The 19580-nt window shown below is 61.5% G+C and carries 14 protein-coding genes; 7 read left to right on the top strand and 7 right to left on the bottom strand.

All coding sequences use genetic code 11. The features are described 5' to 3' along the window. Positions 1-84 precede the first annotated feature (84 nt). The 6 genes from JNK74_00500 (at position 85) to JNK74_00475 (ending at position 5864) form a co-directional block, all read left to right on the top strand. Positions 85-807, top strand: coding sequence for a hypothetical protein (locus tag JNK74_00500; protein MBL7644644.1), 723 nt, complete (start codon positions 85-87; stop codon positions 805-807). Positions 808-1011: 204 nt separating this feature from the next. Continuing rightward, entirely contained in the window at positions 1012-2055 is a 1044-nt protein-coding gene (locus tag JNK74_00495; GenBank protein MBL7644643.1) for a PD40 domain-containing protein, read from the top strand. Further along, complete coding sequence (locus JNK74_00490; protein MBL7644642.1) at positions 2052-2540, top strand: hypothetical protein; 489 nt, start codon at positions 2052-2054, stop codon at positions 2538-2540. Before JNK74_00495 ends, JNK74_00490 begins: the two co-directional genes overlap by 4 nt. A gap of 290 nt (positions 2541-2830) precedes the next feature. Next, on the top strand, positions 2831-3667 hold the full coding sequence (locus JNK74_00485; GenBank protein ID MBL7644641.1) for an alpha/beta hydrolase: 837 nt from the start codon (positions 2831-2833) through the stop codon (positions 3665-3667). Between the two features lie 3 nt (positions 3668-3670). Next, positions 3671-4180 carry a hypothetical protein gene (locus JNK74_00480; GenBank protein MBL7644640.1) on the top strand — a complete coding sequence of 170 codons (510 nt, stop codon included), beginning with the start codon at positions 3671-3673 and terminating at the stop codon, positions 4178-4180. 175 nt (positions 4181-4355) lie between these two features. Then, on the top strand, positions 4356-5864 hold the full coding sequence (locus JNK74_00475; protein ID MBL7644639.1) for a sugar ABC transporter ATP-binding protein: 1509 nt from the start codon (positions 4356-4358) through the stop codon (positions 5862-5864). A gap of 83 nt (positions 5865-5947) precedes the next feature. Here the strand turns inward: JNK74_00475 and JNK74_00470 are convergent, their stop codons facing one another. The 7 genes from JNK74_00470 to JNK74_00440 form a co-directional block, all read right to left on the bottom strand. Further along, positions 5948-7663: a hypothetical protein gene (locus tag JNK74_00470; protein MBL7644638.1), complete on the bottom strand. Its 1716-nt coding sequence runs from the start codon at positions 7661-7663 to the stop codon at positions 5948-5950. Positions 7664-7891: 228 nt separating this feature from the next. Continuing rightward, positions 7892-10114, bottom strand: coding sequence for an alpha/beta fold hydrolase (locus tag JNK74_00465; protein MBL7644637.1), 2223 nt, complete (start codon positions 10112-10114; stop codon positions 7892-7894). A 64-nt stretch (positions 10115-10178) separates the two neighbouring features. Continuing rightward, complete coding sequence (locus JNK74_00460) at positions 10179-10559, bottom strand: PilZ domain-containing protein (protein MBL7644636.1); 381 nt, start codon at positions 10557-10559, stop codon at positions 10179-10181. Positions 10560-10786: 227 nt separating this feature from the next. Continuing rightward, a complete protein-coding gene (locus JNK74_00455; protein ID MBL7644635.1) occupies positions 10787-14449 on the bottom strand; it encodes a hypothetical protein in 3663 nt (1220 codons plus the stop codon). A gap of 128 nt (positions 14450-14577) precedes the next feature. Next, the gene (locus tag JNK74_00450; protein ID MBL7644634.1) at positions 14578-15600 is read right to left on the bottom strand and encodes a Gfo/Idh/MocA family oxidoreductase; all 1023 of its coding nucleotides are present in this window, start codon (positions 15598-15600) and stop codon (positions 14578-14580) included. Positions 15601-15663: 63 nt separating this feature from the next. Next, on the bottom strand, positions 15664-16641 hold the full coding sequence (locus tag JNK74_00445; protein ID MBL7644633.1) for a Gfo/Idh/MocA family oxidoreductase: 978 nt from the start codon (positions 16639-16641) through the stop codon (positions 15664-15666). 27 nt (positions 16642-16668) lie between these two features. Beyond that, the gene (locus JNK74_00440; protein MBL7644632.1) at positions 16669-17505 is read right to left on the bottom strand and encodes a ThuA domain-containing protein; all 837 of its coding nucleotides are present in this window, start codon (positions 17503-17505) and stop codon (positions 16669-16671) included. Between the two features lie 312 nt (positions 17506-17817). On the opposite strand from JNK74_00440, the gene JNK74_00435 reads away from it, so the two are divergent. After that, positions 17818-19389, top strand: coding sequence for a hypothetical protein (locus tag JNK74_00435; GenBank protein MBL7644631.1), 1572 nt, complete (start codon positions 17818-17820; stop codon positions 19387-19389). Positions 19390-19580 lie beyond the last annotated feature (191 nt).

Genomic DNA, 19580 nt, shown 5'->3' with positions numbered 1-19580 from the left:
TGGCCGAAAAACCAGTAAAATCGAACTGGCCTTGTCACTTACGTCTTTTCCGTCCCTTAAGTCCTTGAACTTGGAACCATGACCATGAATTTCATCTGTCTCCTGCTTCTTGTTTCCGCGCTAGGCGACAACGCCGTCGTCAATGGCGATTTCAGCGACTGGCCCACCTACACGGGCAAGGGCCTGACCACCACGACCGTGGGCGTGGACCGTGCGCAATTCTTCACCCATTGGTATGGCGGGCCCGGTGTGGGCGCGACGGCGACCTATGACGTGGTCGCGTTCCCCGAAGGTCAGACGGAAGTACCGGGCAGTCCGAAACGCCACCTGCGTATTGCCTGGACCGCCCCGCCAAGTTCGGGGGAGACGCAGCACACCGATGCCTTTCGGGGCACCTTTCTGGAGTATTTCGGGCTGCAGGATGTCCGCCTCTTCTCGGGAAAGACCGTGCGCCTGTCTTTTTACGCCCGCATCGTATCGGACAACCCTGAAGCGACCCTTCCCATCGTGCCGATTATGTGGCACAGCTACGACCCGACAAACCCAACAAAAGGTGAAGGTTACCAGCTCTTCGAGTCTTCCGGCGAGCCGGGCGTGGTGGCGGTGGCCCAGGGCCCTCCGAATCCTAAGGCTATCTGCAACCTGACGACAACCTGGCAGCGCTTTGAGGTGCCCATAACCCTGCCGGATGTTTCGGCTATCAAGATCACGCCCGGCCACTACACGGGACTCGGCTTCGACATGATCACCCGCGCGGCCCCGACGATTGACATTGCCAACGTGGAAGCGCGGGCGATGGAGCCGTGACTCGAGCGTGCATAGGAACCGTGTCTTGGACATGGGCGACCAACGTGGCTTAGCCTTCGATCGTTTTCAGATACTTCCCATGCGCAGAGACGCCTCAATCTTGAACGTCCCATGGCAAGGGTGTAGGCTATTGCCTGGCCGAAGGGCGTCTGCCTTCGCATCGTGGTCAACCAGTACAAGCCCACAGAACGGGAGTGCCCCGCAATGAGATCTCCATCGACATTTGTCCCGAGTTGCGTGCTAGTGACGCTTGCGATGGTCGCAGCTATCGCCCCCACTCCCGCCGACGAGGCCACAGACGCTCTGAAGGCTGAAGTCGCGGCCAAAGGCTGGATTGCCTACGGCGCGCGTTCGGACACGAAGACCTGGGACCTTTTCGCCATGCGTCCCGATGGCTCCAATGTGCGCAAGCTGACCGATACCCGCCTTCACGAGGAGGCGGCGCCACGCTTCTCGCCCGACGGCACCCAACTCCTCTACCGCCGGCTGGCGAAGGGGACGAAGATCGATCACGACAAGTGGGGCTTTTCCGGGGAACTGGTCATCGCAAATGCGGACGGCACCGAGCCCCGCGTGGTCGGCGCCGAGGGCGAGCTGCCGTGGGCCGCGTGGATGCCCGACGGCAAGCAGCTCTCCTGTCTCTATCGCCAGGGCATACGGATTGTTGACGCCACCACCGGCGAGACGGTTCGCGAGATACCGCGCAACGGCATCTACCAGCAGCTCTTCCCCTCCCCCGATGGCAAGTGGTTTTGCGGAACGGGCAATGTGAAGAACGCCGCATGGAACGTGGTGCGCATGAACGCGGAAACGGGCGAGGTTAACCCGGTGCATGTCTTCCAGAGCTGCACCCCGAACTGGTTCGCCGACTCCACCCGCATGATTTATTCCTCGCGCCCGGACAAGCAGAAGGCGCTGGAGGGTTACGGCGTTACCCAGCTCTGGATGGCCAACGCCGACGGAACGGGACAACAGCTCGTCTATGGCGAAGACGGTTTCCACATTTACGGCGGCGAGGTCTCGCCCGATGGTGCCTATGTGCTCTTCACCAAATCCGTGGCCGATGGAGGCGGTTCTGAGAAGGAAGGCGCACCCATGTTTCTCATGCGACTCGCGGATTCGCCCGCCATTGGCGGCGAGAGCGCCGAACTGCGCGAGCTCCACCCCGATGCGAGGACCGCCCCTGTACTTGCCCTGCCCGCCGGCTGGGAACCCAACTGGACCTATACGGAAATAGCCCAACCATGATCTGTCGCCTTCGCAGCACGTCCTTTCTGTCCCTTACGCCCTTTGCATCTTTGCTCCTTTTGCTGGCCGGTTGCGGCGGGCCTGCCCCCACCGACGGCGCCGACCCGAAGGTCACCGCCATGGGCACTATCGAGGTCACCGCGAAACTGGTGGATATTCCCGGCGCCTTCCCGCCGAACGACATCTATGACTACGCCTACGTGATGAAATATGAAATCGTCCAGGTCCACCGGGGCGAGGCCAGCGGCACGATCTTCGTGGGCCAGTACAATCCACTCAAGAATCGCGCCGAAGCGGCGGACGAGCGCTCCGGCGAAATCGGCGGCAACGTCACCCGCTTCCGCACGGGCGACCTTCACCGACTTGCGCTCGATGTGCCCATCGACAACTTCTGCATGGCCGGCATCGTGAACGAGTACGCCGAGAAGGAACCCAGCGACGCGCCCATCTACTGGGCAATCTGGTCCAATCAAGTGGTGCGGTAGCCCGATGGCAGGATACGACCGATTCGACGGATAGGACGAATTGGTTTCTACAATCGGTCCAATCGGACTTATCGGTCCTATAGATGCGCTAGCAAGCTCGCTCCCTTTTACCTACGCCCCCATTTACGCTAAACTTGACTACGTCGGGGTTTTCAGTAGTACAGGCGGCGAATAATCGGCAGCATCTCAGGCGTGCAGCAGCGCCTGGCACCTCGTCCTATTCGCCCGCCCGGTTTTCCGTGTGTCGTAAACCAACCCAGGCGCCTGCGGGCGCGAAGAGGACCCACCCCATGACCAGCACTGTCACCGTAGGCCAGGAAAAAGGCAAACCCGTCGAAATCTTCTACAAGGACTGGGGCAGCGGCCAGCCCGTCGTCTTCTCCCACGGTTGGCCCCTCAACGCCGATGTGTGGGACGAGCAGATGATGTTCCTGGCGAATCATGGCTACCGCGTCATCGCCCACGACCGTCGGGGTCATGGTCGCTCCACCCAGACCTGGGAGGGCAACGAGATGAACACCTACGCGGACGATCTTGCGAAACTTGTGGCGGCCCTCGACCTGAAAGACGCCATCCACGTGGGCCATTCAACGGGCGGCGGCGAAGTGGCGCGCTACATTGGCCGCCATGGCACCGGGCGCGTGGCCAAGGCCGTGTTGCTGGGCGCGGTCCCCCCCATCATGCTCCAGACCGAGGCCAATCCCGGCGGTCTGCCGATTGACGTGTTTGACGGCATCCGCGCGGGCGTGCTGGCGGACCGCTCCCAGTTCTACAAAGACCTCACCACGCCCTTCTACGGCTACAATCGGCCCGGGGCGAAGATCTCGCAGGGCATTCGCGATTCCTTCTGGATGTGGAGTATGCAGGTGGGCGTCAAGCCGGCCTACGACTGCATCGCGGCATTCTCCGCGACCGATTTTACGGAGGATTTGAAGAAGTTTGACGTGCCCACGCTCATCGCCCACGGCGACGACGACCAGATTGTGCCCATTGGGGCTTCCGCATTGCTCTCGGCGAAATTGATCCCGAACGCGACACTGAAGGTGTATACCGGCGCGTCCCACGGCCTGGCTCAGACGGGTGAAGTCGATTTCAACGGCGACCTGCTGGCTTTTATTAAGGCGTGACCGATGCTGGAAACCCTCCAACTCTCGCCCTTCGGGCTCATCCATACCATCATCAGTCTCATCGCCGTGGCGGCGGGCATCGTCGAATTGACCCGCCACGGCGACATCCACCCGAGCCGTTTCTGGGGAACGGTCTATGTCGCCGCAACGGTCGGGGCCTGCCTGACCGGCTTCGGCATCTTCCGCCACGGCGGCTTCAACGAGGCGCACATGCTCGGCGTCGTCACCCTGCTTGTCCTGGGGCTCGCCGCGCTCGCAGGCAAGACACGGGTCTTCGGCGGGGCGTCGCGCAAGGTGGAAATGCTGGGCTATTCGATTACCTTCCTGTTTCACATGATCCCCACGTTCACCGAGACCTTGACCCGGCTGCCGATAGGCCATCCGATTGTGTCGGACCGCGACGGTCTGGTTCCGAAGATTGCGGGTGGGGTCTTCTTTCTGATTTACCTGGTTTTTGCCAAGCATCAGCTCAAACGCTTGCGTGAAAAGGACGGCGCAGCCCCTTCAATGTGAATCCCCCTTCCCAGGCGGGGAGCGGGATGGGCCGTATGGGCGCAGCAGGGGTCTTTTAACTTTCAATGACTCCGGGACCCATACGGCCCGGCGCTCCCGGCAAGCTTCCCCGCTTTGGTTCATTCCCGACACTGCGCTATACTTCAAGGCAATGAGCAACCCGTCAGGAGAGATCATGGGCGAGTACATTCTTGAAATGCGTGGGGTTACCAAACGGTTCCCCGGCGTGACCGCGCTGAAGGGCGCCAACCTTTCTCTGCGTCCCGCGGAGGTCCACTGTCTGCTGGGCGAGAACGGCGCGGGAAAATCGACCCTGATGAAGATTCTGGCGGGCGCACAGCCCCTGGACGAGGGTGAGATCCTGATCGACGGCGAGCCCGTTATCATTGAGTCGCCGCTCCACGCGCGGGAACTCGGCATCAGCATGATTTATCAGGAATTCAATCTCAGCCCCTACTTGAGCGTGGCGGAGAACATCTTTCTCGGGCGGGAGCCCCGCCGGGGCCGCACGCCGATCGTGGACTGGAAGCGGATGTACCGGGATGCGGAGGCGGTGCTGGAGCGGATCCGCGTGACGATGGATGTGCGGCGGCCCGTGCACGAGTTGAGCATTGCGCAACAGCAGATGGTGGAGATCGCCAAGGCCCTCTCGGTCAACGCGAGAATCATCGTGATGGACGAGCCCTCGGCCACGCTGACCGACCACGAGCTGGAGGCCCTGTTTGCCCTCATCAAATCATTGAAGCAGCAGGGCATTGCGCTGGTCTATATCTCCCACCGACTGGAAGAAGTCTTCGAGGTGGGCAATCGGGCCACGATCATGCGGGACGGCGAGCACATCAACACGAGCGAACTGTGCGACCTCACCCGCGAAAGCATCATCAAAATGATGGTGGGCCGCGAGCTCACGGAAGAGTTTCCCAAGGAAATCTTTTCGAGGGGCGGGGAACGGCTGCGGGTGGAAGGTCTCTGCCGCATGGGAGCCTTCTCGGATGTGAGCTTTTCGCTGCACACCGGCGAGATCGTAGGCCTCACGGGGCTGGTGGGCGCCGGCCGCACCGAAGTAGCACGGGCGATTTTTGGCGCCGACGCCATCGACGCGGGGCAGATATCGCTGAACGGGGAGGCCGTGGTGATCGGCAGCCCTCGGGACGCGATCCAGCACGGCATCGGCCTGCTGACGGAGGACCGCAAGAATCAGGGCCTCGTGCTGGGAATGTCCGTGGCCGAGAATACGACGCTGGCCAATCTGAAGGCGCTTTCGGGGCGCTTTCTGATGAACCGAGGCCGGGAGCGAAGCGTCACCCAGGGCTACATCGACGAGCTGCGCATCAAGACCCCGGGCTCGGGGCAGATGGTGCAAAATCTTTCCGGCGGAAACCAGCAGAAGGTCGTTCTGGCCAAATGGCTGTTCACCAAGTCCCGTGTGCTCATATTCGATGAGCCGACCCGCGGCATTGACGTGGGCGCGAAAGTGGAAATCTACAAACTGATGAACGAACTGGTGCGCCAGGGGGTGGCCGTTCTGGTCATCTCCAGCGAGCTGCCGGAGATCCTGGGCATGTGCGACCGCATCCTGGTGATGCATGAAGGCCGAATCGCCGGTGAAGTCCCCAGAGCGTCGGCCACACAGGAGCGCATCATGGAGCTGGCGACGGGCTCGGGAACCGCGAGCGCCGCTTGATCGACTGGACCAATAAGAACGCCCCCCTATCCTCGGATCGGGGGGCGAACCTTACAAACCGACGCGAAGTCTGATACAGGGGGTTACTCTTCGTCGCGCGCGCGCCTCCGGTCACCCGGCGAACGAGGTGCAGGTGGAGCGGCGACTCCCACAGCTGCAGGCGCCGCACCTGGAGCCTGCATGGCCGGGGCGGCGCCGGGCGCACCAGGTGTTCCGCCGGCTTGCTGGCTGGCCTCGTAACGCGCCTTATTGTTGGTCGCTTCGGCAATCTTGGTTTCGGAAAGGACAATGATGTCCTTCTTGTCCTGCGTCGCCGTGTTGTTGTGATCTTCAGGGATAACGCTCACGATGGTCGGCACGAGGGTGTACTGCTGGATGGCCTCGTCGTACTTATGCTGCTCTTCCAGCGCTTCGCCCTTTTCGATGGCCGCGCCGGCCTGCTCCTGAACGTCGGATATGGCCTTGCTCACGTTCTTCGTGATCGTATCCACCATATCTTTGGCGATGTCGGCCTGGTCGGTGAATTCGTCGTCCACCGCGCTGAGAATTTCCTTGGCGCGGTTGAATTCGCCGATGGCGTTGCCGAAGTTGCCGCCGGTGGCCTGATTCTGGGCCTCTTCCTGAACCTGCAGGGCCGTGGCGATGATGTCAACAATCATCTCGCGGCGCTCGTTGCGCTCCTTGATCTTCAGGTTGGTGTCCTGAATCAGGTCGGCCGCTTCTTCGCTCGTGCGGTTATACTGGAGCGCTTCCTTGAAGGACGCAAGCGCGCTGGGCAGTTCGGTCTCCCCGGCACCCTTCTCGGTGGCCAGTTCCAGGTAGGTACGGCCTTCGCGAAGGAAATGATCGGAAATCTTCTTGGATACCGCTTCCCGGTTGTCGCCGCCGAGTTCAAAGGCGCGCTTCCATTCCTTCACGCTCCGCTCGGCGCTTTCCTTCGTGTCGAAGGCGTAGTACAGGTCGCCGATCTCTTCGAAGAAGCTGGCGTTGGAGGAGTTGAGGGTTTCCAGATTTTCGTACACCACGCCGGCCTGGTGGAAGTTCTGCTTCTCGCCGAGCTGGTAGGCGATCTCGTCCACGAAATAGCGGGCGAGCAGGTCGCTGGTCTTGGTGGACTTGCCCTTGCTCTCTGCGGTCAAAATCGTGTACCAGGCGTCGGATACGGCGCTGATCGCGGCTTCGAAATGGGCCTTGCTGCTCTGCTTGAGCAGGCCGTTGTAACCACGGCCCCGCTTGTAGTCATCCGCGATGATCAATTTGTTGTCGTGATAGAAATGCATCTGAGCGCCGAAATATTCGCTCGAATTCAAGATCAGCGCGCGCTCCGTGGAGGAATTCGTGTAGCGGTAGGCATTCAGGTTTTCCTCGATGTCAACGTCGATCTTGGCCTTCATGCTCTTATCCGTCTCGTCCCATGCGAGGCCGTAGGGAAGCATGATGTCCGCGATCAGCGAAGAAAGAGCGCCCATGCGGTAGGCAAAGTAGGAGCCGGCCCCGAAGGATCGGACGTCGCGCAGCAACTCAATTTCGCTGGCCACGGCCTGCACCGCCTCGGCGTCTGAATTAATCGGCAGGCCTTTGGCAATAACCGACCAGCCCGCTTCGGCGCCCTTGAGCACATCGCGGGTGTAGTCCGAGTCCCCCGGGCGGAACGTGCCGGGGTACTTGCTTTGAATGACCTGGATGGCCATTCCGGTGATAGTGCGCTGGGCGCGTGGACCCCAGGCGGAGGCAGGGCCGATGGCGATTACCAGAGTAAGAACCACGCTGAGACGAAGGAGTTGTGTTTTACCAGTCATGATAATCCTTATCCATCATTTCCCGGCCTGCTGTCAGGCGTGGGCTGCGGGCACCTAAGCCCTGTTTCCATGCTGTACCCCAATGGTGTCACCGGAGCCAATCAAAGCACCGAAACTGATAAAACCTATCAGTCTCCTCCCGGCCTCAATTGCGCTAAATCCAGTGATCACGGTAACATAAGGGGCGAAGATGTGTCAACGAATTCCCTGACCTAGACTTTCACACTATTAGCCGGTCAATTCCGCCAGGCGCCCCTCCTCTTGAAGCATGATACCGTGGACCGGCGCGCGGCCCAGAAAATGCTGTACATGGGAAAAAACGTCTTCCCGCCCCTCCCCATTTACGATTCCGTGGCGGCTGCGCTCCACCATCACCAACTCCTTGAAGGGGCTGGCTATCTGCTCGAATAACTGCCGTCCACTCTCGGGATTCACGATGGGATCTTTGGAGGCCTGTATGATAAGGGTTGGGATGGTGATTTCGGGCAGGCAGGCCTCGGTGGCGTTCATGACCTTGACGAGTTCGTTGATCCCCTTGAGGGGGTTGCGCTCGTAGTTTATGTGGCGGTTCTCCGGCTCGTTCACCACGTATTCCCAGGCTTCCCGGCCCTGACCGAGCTTTTTCAGGAGTGCGTTCAGCGTGACAATGGACGGCACCAGCCGCACGGAATAGTTGTTGACCTGAAGGGGCGCACAGATGGAGAAGGCGGCCTGGATTTTCTCGCCCTTACGGGCGGCGGCAAGGAGCGCCAGGCACCCCCCGGTGGAAAAGCCGCCGACGATTATGTGGTCGGTGACGCTCTTGATGATGGCGTAGCCGCGGTTGAAAGAGTGGTACCAGTCCTCCCAGGTGCGCCGGGACAGATCTTCCGGCGAGGTGCCGTGGCCCCGCAGGCGCACGCCGTACACGGCATAACCCTGCTGGTAGAAGTGATCCGCCAGGGCGCGGACTTCCGCCGGCGCCGCCATGTAGCCGTGGGCCAGCACGATGCCGGCCTTGGGGCGCAGGGGCTTGAGGAAGAAGGGCCGGCCGATATCGGGGCTTTTGCTGTCCTTCGGGTCGTAGAATTCGGCGTAGTCCTCCTCGAAGTAGCGCTCGTCCTCCTCCAGGAAAATCTCGCGAATCCGCCGGGACAACTGAGGACGGGGCATCTGGGCGATGTTCTTGACGATCCGCGTGACGTCGTGCAGCGGCTCGATTTCATTGGCGATTACTTCGGTGAGTTCGTGGAAGCGGACGGTGTGAAAATCCGCTTGCCCCCGTTCCAGCGCGGTATTCTTGGTGTAGACGTTGCCCTCGCGAACGATCAACCCCTCCTGGAGGCACAGCCGGGCGAAATCCAGAAACTTCTCGCTCGGATCCTCGAACACGATATCCCGGTAGGTATGCTCCAGTACTCCGTGCAGGCGGTGACGGCCCAGTTTCTTAATCTGGTGCACACACAGAAAGATCCGGTTGCGATAGGCCCGCTCGGTGAAGGACTTGGCCTGCTGGTGGCGGATAATCGTGGCGAAGATATGATCGTAATTGATGGTCGTGAGCTGGTAGATGGACTGCATATAGTGCAGCATCAATTTCCGCGCGGCCTCGTTAAAGACCGATCCCGGATCGGTTTCCAGCGCCTGCATGTCGTTGAGGCCGCAGGCCATCACTTCGGCGTACTCGGGCGCATTGAGATAATCATGAACATCGATGGGCTCGCCCAGGGTGATATCGATGTCCGTATCCTCGGAGAGTACCGTACCCTCCACGGAGAGCTCCTCCACCGCCCGCACGCCAAGGTCCTTCGCGAAGCGGCGGGCCGTGCGCAGAAGAAAATTGTCCCGGGCGCGGATGGGGAAATAGGTTATGTTGACGGGAATGATCACCGTTCGCTTCGATAGCACGTCGGCATCCGGGGGCAGGGCGAAATGTTCCATCGCCTGGGCAAGTGCGGCGTCGCCGCCGGGACGGGCGTCGAGACAGGACATCTTGTGGCGGTAGAACTCGGCGCGCAGGGCGAGCACGGCGGCCCCGGTGTGGGGGGGGCGGCGTTTGCCATCGCTGTAGATGCTGAACTTCCCCGTATGGTCGATGACCTTCTTGTCTTTGATCATCGCGCCTTCGGGAAAGATCATCCAGGGGTGTTCCCCCGTCAGCAGGGAGTGAACGATGATACGGTCCCGATCGGGATCGGACGTGGAGACCGTGCCCGTGGATCGCAGAAATTGGCCGATGCGGCCCTTGAACAACTGGGCGGCGGCGAGGCCCCACACTTCCTTGCCCGTGTACTTGTTGATGACGTAGGGCAGCAGGAGGGTCTCCAGCCGGGTAAAGTGGTTCACGACGAAGATAATCGCCATGTCATCCCGGATGGTCTCGTGGTTGTGAAGTCGAACATCCGCCCGAATTAACTGCGAAGCGAGGTCCAGCGACCATTTGGTCATGGACAGGGCTACGGTAGAGGCCATCAGCATACTCCCATTGCAACGTATGTCGGCCTCATGACTATAGCACGCCCGATCCCGCCATGCACTAGTTCTTGCGCGGCTTCAAGGGTGCGGGAGTCGCGGCCATGACCCGGTCCCGTTCCGGCACATTGAAGGTGATAACCTCGCGGAGATACTCGGTATTGTCCAGATCGATATCCGTGAACTGGACGGCGACGCCCTGATCGTGGAGACGGGCAATCTGACCGCCGACATTGATGTGGCGGGGTTCGGCATCGCCATCGAGGATCAAGACGACCCGCACGGGCTTCCCAATGGGGAGGCGGTTTTCGGATACGAACATGAGGCCGCGCAGACTGACGTCAACGGCCTTGCCCTCCACGGTGATGCCATTGCCCAAGCGGACTTCGGTCCTGGCGTGAATGGGGCTCCGGGAGTACTCACGGTGTTCTGAGAAGGTGACCATGGCCTGGACTCCGGGACGCGGGCAAGTTCTCCCGGCCGCTTGCGGGCCGCCATTCGGCCGGTGATGGGCTTTGAGTCGGGGGAAAACCAGTGTCCGATTTGCCGACGTTTGCGCTCCGCCGACGATTGCTCAATCCTTCGTTTGCTCTCAAATTGAGCGTAGCACAAGATAGGAAATTGCGCCACTAAAATCGGTGTCTTTTCCAGCGCGGAAACGGCAGAAATCCGTCAGGGCGACTTTCCCGACTTGACCGGGGCGGCCACGCCAACGCCGAAGCTGGGCTCCTTCGCCGTACCCGACACTTTGATGGGAACGCCGAATACTTTGCTGACCAGATTGGCCGCATCGCCGAGGATGGGAATCTTTCGGGCCATACCGGTGACACCTTCGAGCACCTGAATCTCGCCACCGCCCTCGGCGATATCTTTCGGGTAATCAAAGGTCGCCTTACCCGCCAGGACATAGGCCGAGTCCGCCAGTTGGAAGGGATCCAGCCGAAACACCCCCTGCGTAATCGCCACATGACCGGAAATAGTCTTGAAGGAGAGGCCCTTGTCCTTGAGCTGGGGTATGCGAAGGCGAAGGATGTCGGTGGTCCGCAACGCGCCGAGCAGTTTCGAGGCCAGGCCGGCCTTGCCCAGCGTGCCGTCCCTGCCTTCGAAGGTAATATCCCCGCTGATGTGGTGCATCACCGAAGGGCTCTCCGAAACGAGGGGAATGGTGAGGGCCACGCGACCGTTCATCGGCCCGGCGAGGCCCCGCGCCTTCTCCAGAAAGAGACCTTCGAGGAGGACCGCGTCCACACCGCTTACATTCAGATCCGTACTCAGCACGGCGGGATTGCCCTCGCGCGCGGATTCATAGCCCGCCACACCGGCCAACTGCCCCGCACCGTGGGCCATGACAAGTTCTTCGAGCCGCAGGACGCCGGGCGTGAAGCGGGCGCGACACCGGAGGTTTTCCAGCGTCGCCTCCGCCCAGATCAGCCTGTCGGCGGTGACGGAAAAGTCGCCGCTGAAGGACCAGGGGGGGGTATTTTCTTGGGCGGGAAGGCCCCTGCGCGCCGTCCACGCGGCATACCCCTGCTTCAGCTCGGAAGCGTGAATCCGGCTCGCCTGCAATTCCCCTCGCCAGCTTTCTCCCGCGCCGGTAACTTTCAGAGTGCCCTGACTCGCGCCGATGGTCCACGCCAGCTTCTCGGCGCTCCAGGCACCCCCTTGACGCGTCAGCGCGCCATCAAGCCCCACAGGCAACAGGTCCGGTGCGAATTGCGCCGTGGCCCCGTCAAAATTCAGTAACAAAGGCCCCGATTCACCGGCATAGCTCCCGCCGATCCGCCCCCCAATCGTACCCTCCTGTGGAAGCAGGGGCGCCAGGGCGGCCAGGCCGACCGAGAACTGGTCGGCGCGAAGTGTCCCTGCGTTAAGGGTGAAGTCGATTCGTTCTCCGCCCGCTTCCACGTGCCCCGCGCTGATACGTGCTCCGTCGGAACCCCAGTTGCCCACTGCGGAAAGGGCCATGGGAAAACCCGCTTTCTTCTCCAGTACCGACCAACCCAGCACAGCCTCCGTCAGGTCCGCCCGTACCGAGATCTTGGCGCTGGCCGCGTCTACGCCGAGTTCCAGTTTCACCGCGCCGGAAGGCGCTATCGCGGGCGAGAGATGGGGCGCGAGCCAGGCGGTGGGAAGCGCGGCGCCAAGTGTGAGACCGATGGGAGCTTTCGCTTTCGCGCCGCCCCCAATGTCCAGGGTACCCTTGAGGAACAGGGGCGCTTCGGAGGAAAGGTCCAGGCGGGCGCCGGTTCCGCCGTAACTCACCGTAAGGGGCACATCACCCAGGGCTTTCAGAACGGTTCCTCCCACGCCGCCGCGCCAGGCCTCCGGAATCAGTGTCGCTTCCGCCGGTCGCATCCGAACCTGGCTCCGTACCGCGCCCCCCGCAATCCCATAGGTGCCTTGGGCGGAGAAGGGGCCGAGTATTCCCGACGCGCCACCGGCATCATACGCCACTTCGGCGACGGTGCCTTTGAGAGCAAGGGTATCCAATTGAATCGAGTCTTTGTATCCTCCGGTACTGAGCGCCACCTTAACCCCCTTCGCGGTGGCCTCGACCTGCAGCGCTTCGGGCTTCTTCTCTCCCTGGACGTAGACCCCCTCCAGGCGGGTGCAATCGAGCTTGCCGCCCAGAAAGGTGACCCCGACAGGCTGGATGAACTCCCAGAGGGGGCTGGACAGGTCGCTCGTGAGTTTGGAAACCACGGTCCAGCGCCGCAGGGTTTCGTCGGGGGTCAGCGTGCCGCTGAAGGTTGTATAGGGTCCGGTAATTCGGGTGATGTGGAGTGCCCCTTCCTTAAAGACCCCCTCCCCCGTGACTTCCGTGGCCGGGGCGAAGGTCCCCGCGCTTCGGTCGTAGGCCGACACGGCTCCCTTTTCGAGCGCCCCCGCGATGTGGAGCGTGGAAAGCTGCACGTTGCCCTCGACAAAAGTGGCCTGAAATTCGGGGATGGTCACCGTACCGGTCTGCGCGCGCAACAGATTCGATACAGCCTCGGGCAGGGGAAAATCGGGGCCGAGATTCAACTTGCCCGTCAGGTTCAGGCCCACGGTATCGGTCGCGTACTCCAGGGTCATGGTACCGGCCGCCTCGATGTGCCCGTTGGAAAAATCGGACAGCCGATAGACGTCGTTTTCAACCGTGATCGAGCCGTGAATACCCGCGACTTCATAGCCCCCTTTGATGCGGACACCCAAATCCTTCGCGGTTATGGCCCCACGTTCGAAGGAAAAGCCGCCGACGGAATCGCCGCCGAACCGGACCGCCGTCATAGCCGCCTCGGCCGATACACCGTCGCCCGTCGTGACCGGGAGGGCCGGTATGAGCGCCACCAGCCAGGCGATACCCTGATTGTGCAACGTCGCCTCCGCCAGATCGAGGTCCCAGCTTCGATCATCCCGTACGTCGAGCGTCCCGCTGAGGCGCACCGGCAACGTGTTTACCCGCAGTCCCTCCAGACGCAGTCCGTCCACGCCACGGCGCACCGTGACCTCAAAGGGACCCAGCGCGTCGGCCTGATCGGGCAATCGAACCTGCCCGCGGGCCTCCACGCTAAGGGAGGCGTCGCCCGCGAGCGCATAGGTGGTTTCGCCATCCAGCAGGAGCGGGGGCAGCTTCGCATCGCCGGTCAGGGCGGTCAGGGGCACACCCCGAATCAGAGCGGAACCGTGTAGTCTGGGATCATTCTTCACATCGAGCGTCAGCGCGCCACGGGCCGTCGTCTGGCCCTGTTCCCCGGTGCCAAGAAGGTCAAACACAAACTCCGGCGCCCCCGCGGTCACCCCGAGAACTTCGAGGAGCCCGTTCGCAACACTTTCGGCTCCGCGCATGACAACAAGATCGGGCGCATTAATGCGCTCCAGGGTGACCCGGAGCCCCGGCTTTCCCGTGGCTTCCCGGGGTGCGCGCAGCGCGGCGAGATAGTCCGACCACCGGGCCTTGAAGGCCTCATTGCCCTCGGGCATCCGGAGTTGCGCGTCGTGGAAGGTGACGTCATGGAGTGCGAGTTGTTTCTGGAGCAGCCGGGCCAGACTTGCGGTCACGGAGACTTCCGGGGCGAAAACGGAAAAGTCCCCCTCGCCCGCCCGCACGTTCTCAACAACGAGACGTGGTGTGGGAAAAAGCTTGAGATCCATTTCCCCAAAGGTCAATGGGAGCTTGATCAGCTTTTCCAACTCCGCGTCAATCACCGGGCGGTAACGCTCGATATAAATGAACCGCTCGACCCCCTGCCACAAGAGGGCGCCAAAGAGCGCCACCGAGAGCAAGACGACGAGTCGGCGGCGGGAGATGCGGCGCTTGGCGGCGGGCGGTGTGTCGGGCGTGGTGGCTGCCATATTGACCGCTATTTTAGCAGGGATCAGGGGCCCGGTAACAGGATGATGTGAACGTGGCGACAACGCAAGCGGGCGGAGCGCCCGATCCGGTGGGTTCGGCGCGGTCTCCGCGGGGTCGGCGTTCCGGCTTATTCAAAGGGCTGCCGGAGGCCTTTCAGCGGCACCAGTTCGCCCGGATAGTGCAGTCCCCACTGTCTGCGAAGCTTGTCCATCACCTCCATGACTTCAACGGTTCGGGCATGGGGCATGGCGGGGCACTCGAGCAAGCCCTGATCCAGGCAGGCCATGACTTCGCGTATCTCGTACTCGAATCCGAGGCTTTCCAGCGGTGACTCGATGGTCTGCTCCTCGCCGTTTTCGGGAATCAGCGTGACTTTGCTGGGCTGCCAGAATGGGCTGTGAATCTTGATGGCGCCCGTATCGCCGTGGATGTAGGCGTCCCAGTTGGTCTTGGTCCGGACGGCGCTGGAAAGGGTGGCGAGGCGCCCGCCGCTGTAGGCGAGCACAAAGGCCGCCTGCTCGTCCACCCCGTACTCGCCGATGTGGGCAAAGCCATGGATATCCGTGGGGGCGTCTTGAAAAGCGATGGACGCGATGGTGATCGGGTAGATCCCCACATCCAGCAGGCTGCCGCCGCCAAGGCGCAGATCCCAGAGGCGACCGCGATCACCATAGTCCATGCGAAAGCCGAAATCGGCCCGGACCATGCGGGGCTCGCCGATGGCCCCTTCCGCGATCCAGGCTTCGGCCCGCTTCACCACCGGAAAGAAGCGGGTCCACATGCCCTCCATGAGAAAACGCCGCGATTCACGCGCCACCTCGATCACGGCGCGGGATTCGGCGGCATTCAACGTGAAGGGCTTCTCGCAAAGCACGGCTTTGCCCGCCCGGAGGCACAGCATGCAGTTGTCCATATGCAGCGCATGGGGTGTGGACACGTAGACGACATCCACGTCGGGATCGTTGGCCAGGGCCTCGTAGCTCCCGTGGCGCACAGGGATATTGAAGCGTTCACCGAACGCATCGGCACCCTCCTGACTTCGCGAAGCGACCGCCTGGAGGGTTGCCCTATCGCAAACCCCGAGGCAGGTGGCAAATTTTGTGGCAATGTTGCCGGTTCCGATAATGCCCCAGCGGTACGTCCTGGCCATGCGAAACTCCTGGTTTGGGGAAACGAAAAGGTCGACTGCTTAGTCTGTTCTACCCGGCTCCGGTCACTCCATCGGGTAGCGAAGGCCCCACTGGAGCCGTATGTTGTCCATGGTTTCGAGGATATCCAGCGTGGTCTGGAGGGGCATGATCTCACTCTCCAGCTTACCCTCGCGCAGACAACGATGCACCTCCATCGCCTCGTATTCGTAACCATTACAGTGGAGGGGAAACTCCTGGATGATCCTTTCCTTCTCGGGGCATTCGAGGCTGACCTTGGTCGCGTTCCAGAAGGAGTCATGAAGCGTAATCATGCCGTCGGTCCCCATGATGTAGCCATCATAGGGAGATTTTGTCTGGATCGCGCTGCCGAGAAGGGCCAGCCCGCCGCCGTCATAACCAAGAATATAGGCCGCCTGCTCGTCCACGCCGTTGCGGCCGAGGTAGGGCAGGCTTCGAATCTGCGTGGGCGCCTTGCGGAAAGCCATATGGGCGAGGGTAATGGGGTAGATGCCCACGTCGAGGAGACTTCCGCCCCCCAGTTCCGGATCGAAGAGGGGTGCGGCGTCGTAACGGAAACCAAAGTTCGCCTGGACCATCCGCACCTCGCCAATGGCGCCCTCGTCAATCCAGGCCATGGCCTGGTGCAGCGCGGGCATGAAGCGCGTCCACATGGCTTCCATGAGGAAGCGTTTTTCCCTGCGGGCGACCGCGATGACCGATTCGGCCTGGGTGCGATTGATGGTAAACGGCTTTTCGCAGAGGACCGCCTTGCCCGATTCGAGGCAGAGGATGGTATTGTCCTCGTGGAGCGAATTGAGGGTGGCGATATAGACCGCGTCCACTTCGGGATCGGTCGCCAGCGCCTCGTAGGAGGGGTGGCGGTTGGGGATGCCGTAGGCCGCGCCGAACTTGTCCGCGCTTTCCTGCGCGCGCGAACCCACCGCCTGAACCACCGCGTCGTCCAGCGAGGCGATCGCCGTGGCGAAGGTATTGGCGATGTGCCCGGTGCCCATAATGCCCCATCGAATCTTGCTGCTCATGCGTGTGTACCGTTCCAGTTGTAGTCGCTATTTCTTCGGGTCAAGATTTTTCGCGAGGTCCTCTTCGGAAACCGAGGATTGCACGCCGCCTTCCGGCACCTCCAGGCCGGACACCCAGACGAGGGCATTCAGCACGATTTTTCGAAATTCGTCGTTGCCCCAGTTGCGGTGGATGTGGCCACCGGTAAAACCGACGCCGCGACCGCCATCGGGACGCTCCACGGCCCACATCATGGACTCGGGCTTGCCTTTATCCGCCTGGATGTGAGGATAGGGGCCCGCGGGGTAGACGTAGGGTCCGTCACGGACTTCGTCCGGCGGGGTCGCCACCAGAAGCTCCGTTACCCCGGCCTTGTCCTCGCGGAACCGCATGTGCATGTACCATTCATCCTTGATCTCGAAGGGCTTCACCCCTCGGGCCACGGGATGGTCCGGAAAGGAGAGATATTTCGGGCTCCACATGGGGTTGCACGAAAACTGATCTTCGTAGTAGCCGCCGATCCATTGCTTGAACTCGGCTCCTCCGTTGTCTTTCGGCACTTCCACGCCAAAATGGGCGCACATAAGGCCCACGCCCTTCGCCATCAGTCCACCCAGAAAGGCCAGCCGTTCGGCCTGAACCGCGGGGTGATTCTTTCCACCGTCCATGTACATGAGGATGCCGTCGACGCCGTCAAACTTCGACTCGTCCTGGGGCCAGCCGTTCAATTGAACCACGGTTTCCAAGCCCTCGACGGACTCCAGGCATTTCGCGAGCAATTGAACGCCCGCATTAAATTCGTGGTCACCGGGGCCGTGGCTGGGGGTGCCCGCGATGAGCAGGAGTCGCTTCGTCTCTTCGGCATCGGCGGCGGGCGCCAGCATGCCGGTGATCAGCGCAAGGCCCAGAAGGCCCTGCAGTACGGAACGCAACACGTTAAATCTCCTCTTGAATTGAAAACCTTCGAAACAGGCGGCAATCACGCCCCAAGCATACGGGGACGACAGAAACCGGAACCACCATTGTTCTGGTGTGACTATGTCGCCGATGTTCCGGACATGGGCACAAAAGCTCGGCCTTCTTATTCGCACCCAATCGTGGCTAAACTCTAGTTCGAATCCCGTGGACCTTTTCCGGTCAGTCGCGGATTATAGCACGTGAACCGGGCAATGGGTTCAACCCCGAAGGGAAACGCCGTGTCATCTTTATCCGTCCATCGTCAATTCGTCATCCACATCCTGTTGGCCGTCAGTTTGCTGGCGGGCCTTCGTGCGCAGGCCGAGCGGGAAATCCTGCCGGGTATCACAACCGACCGGGTGGTGCTCGGCAAGCCCTATGACCTTCTGGGCAACCGCATCGTGTTCACCAACTGGTACTACATCGATCCGGGGGACCTGGACTGGCGCGACAGCAATGACAAGAGTGTCTACGTTCACGGAGACGAAGCGGTGGATGCGTCGCGATTCGTGGGGATCCGGCCGCCCCACGGCATCAGGTTAGCCGCGCGGAAAGCGCAGGTCATGGGGCCCTTCGAGAACATGCCCTATCGCAGTATTCTCAAGGATGGCGACACTTACAAGGGATGGACTTCGACGGAATATTACGAATCGAAGGACGGCATGGCCTGGGAGAAGAAGGCCCTGCTGAACTTCACCGACCCCACCGATGACGGGATCTATCAGGTATTCATCGATCCTTCCGCCGCTCCCGAGGAGCGATACAAGGCGGTCTGGGTGGGGCACATGACTCGGGCGGAATTCGATGCCTTCCGGGCGAAGCGCCCTGACGGGTGGGAACCGAAGGCCGCTTTCTTGCTCGGCGAACAGGACAGCGTGTCGTGTCTCCGGGGCAGCGTGTCGCCCGACGGCATCACGTGGAGAAATCGTCCGGAGCCGCTGGTGGTGGAGTACTGCGACACCTTGAACACGGCCTACTACGATGTCCAGACGAAGAAATACGTCATTTTCACCCGCTACTGGTCCGTGGGACCAACGGCCGCAAGCCAGCCCGCGAACATCCGCGATTCGTGGACGGGTGTGGGCCGACGGGCGATTGGCCGCACGGAATCGGATGACTTCCGCAGCTTCCTTCCCTCGGAAATGATTCTCGAACCGCCCCCTTCCATGCTGCCTTCGGAATCACTCTACACGAACTGCTACACCACCATCCCTGGCGCGCCAGACCAGCATCTGATGTTTCCCACGATCTGGAACGCTTCAATTGACGACACCACCCGCGTTGCCATGGCCTCCAGCCACGACGGAAAGGTGTGGCACTGGGTGCCCGATGGCGATGTTCTGGAGACGGCGCCTTTTGGGAATTGGAATGGCGGGTGCATCTGGGCCCAACCCAATCTGCTGGAACTGGGCAATGGCGACTGGGCACTGCTCTACCTGGCCCACAACGTCCCCCACAAGTACCCCCGCGGAAAGCGCGTGGGCGGCGTGGGCTATGCCATCTGGCCCAAGGGCCGCATGGTGGCGCTGGAAGCACAGGACGAGGCCGAATTCACGCTGATCCCCGTAATGCCAAAGGGCAAGACGCTGAAAATCAACGCCACGACCCGGCGCACCGGCTGGGTGAAGGTGGAGGTGGTGGGCGACGCGGATCGAAGCCTGGAAAAGTGTAAGCCCATCATGGGCGACGCTCACTGGACCGCGTTCAAGTGGGAAGGGGAAAGTGCCGAAACCGTGCGGGATTTGGAGAAGCCCGTCACGCTTCGCTTCCAGATGTACCAGGCGGAATTGTACGGTGTCGAGTTTGAATAGTGGCGGCCCGCGGAACGGAATCGGCGGCGGCTCGGTGCTATCTGGAGCCCGCCCTTTCCCTCCCAGGCGCCGATATTTTCGCCCCTGGTCTGCCCATCGTTAGCAATTTACCCCCACCCTCGGGTATGCTCTCCATAGTTTCTTCGCGCCCAGCCTCCTGTTTGAGCGCCACCCCCCAATTGAATCTGTGC

The organism is Candidatus Hydrogenedentota bacterium (genome assembly GCA_016791475.1).
Classification (GTDB): domain Bacteria; phylum Hydrogenedentota; class Hydrogenedentia; order Hydrogenedentales; family JAEUWI01; genus JAEUWI01.
Note: the sequence above shows the minus strand (reverse complement) of the source record. Positions and strands in the feature narration are given on the sequence as shown.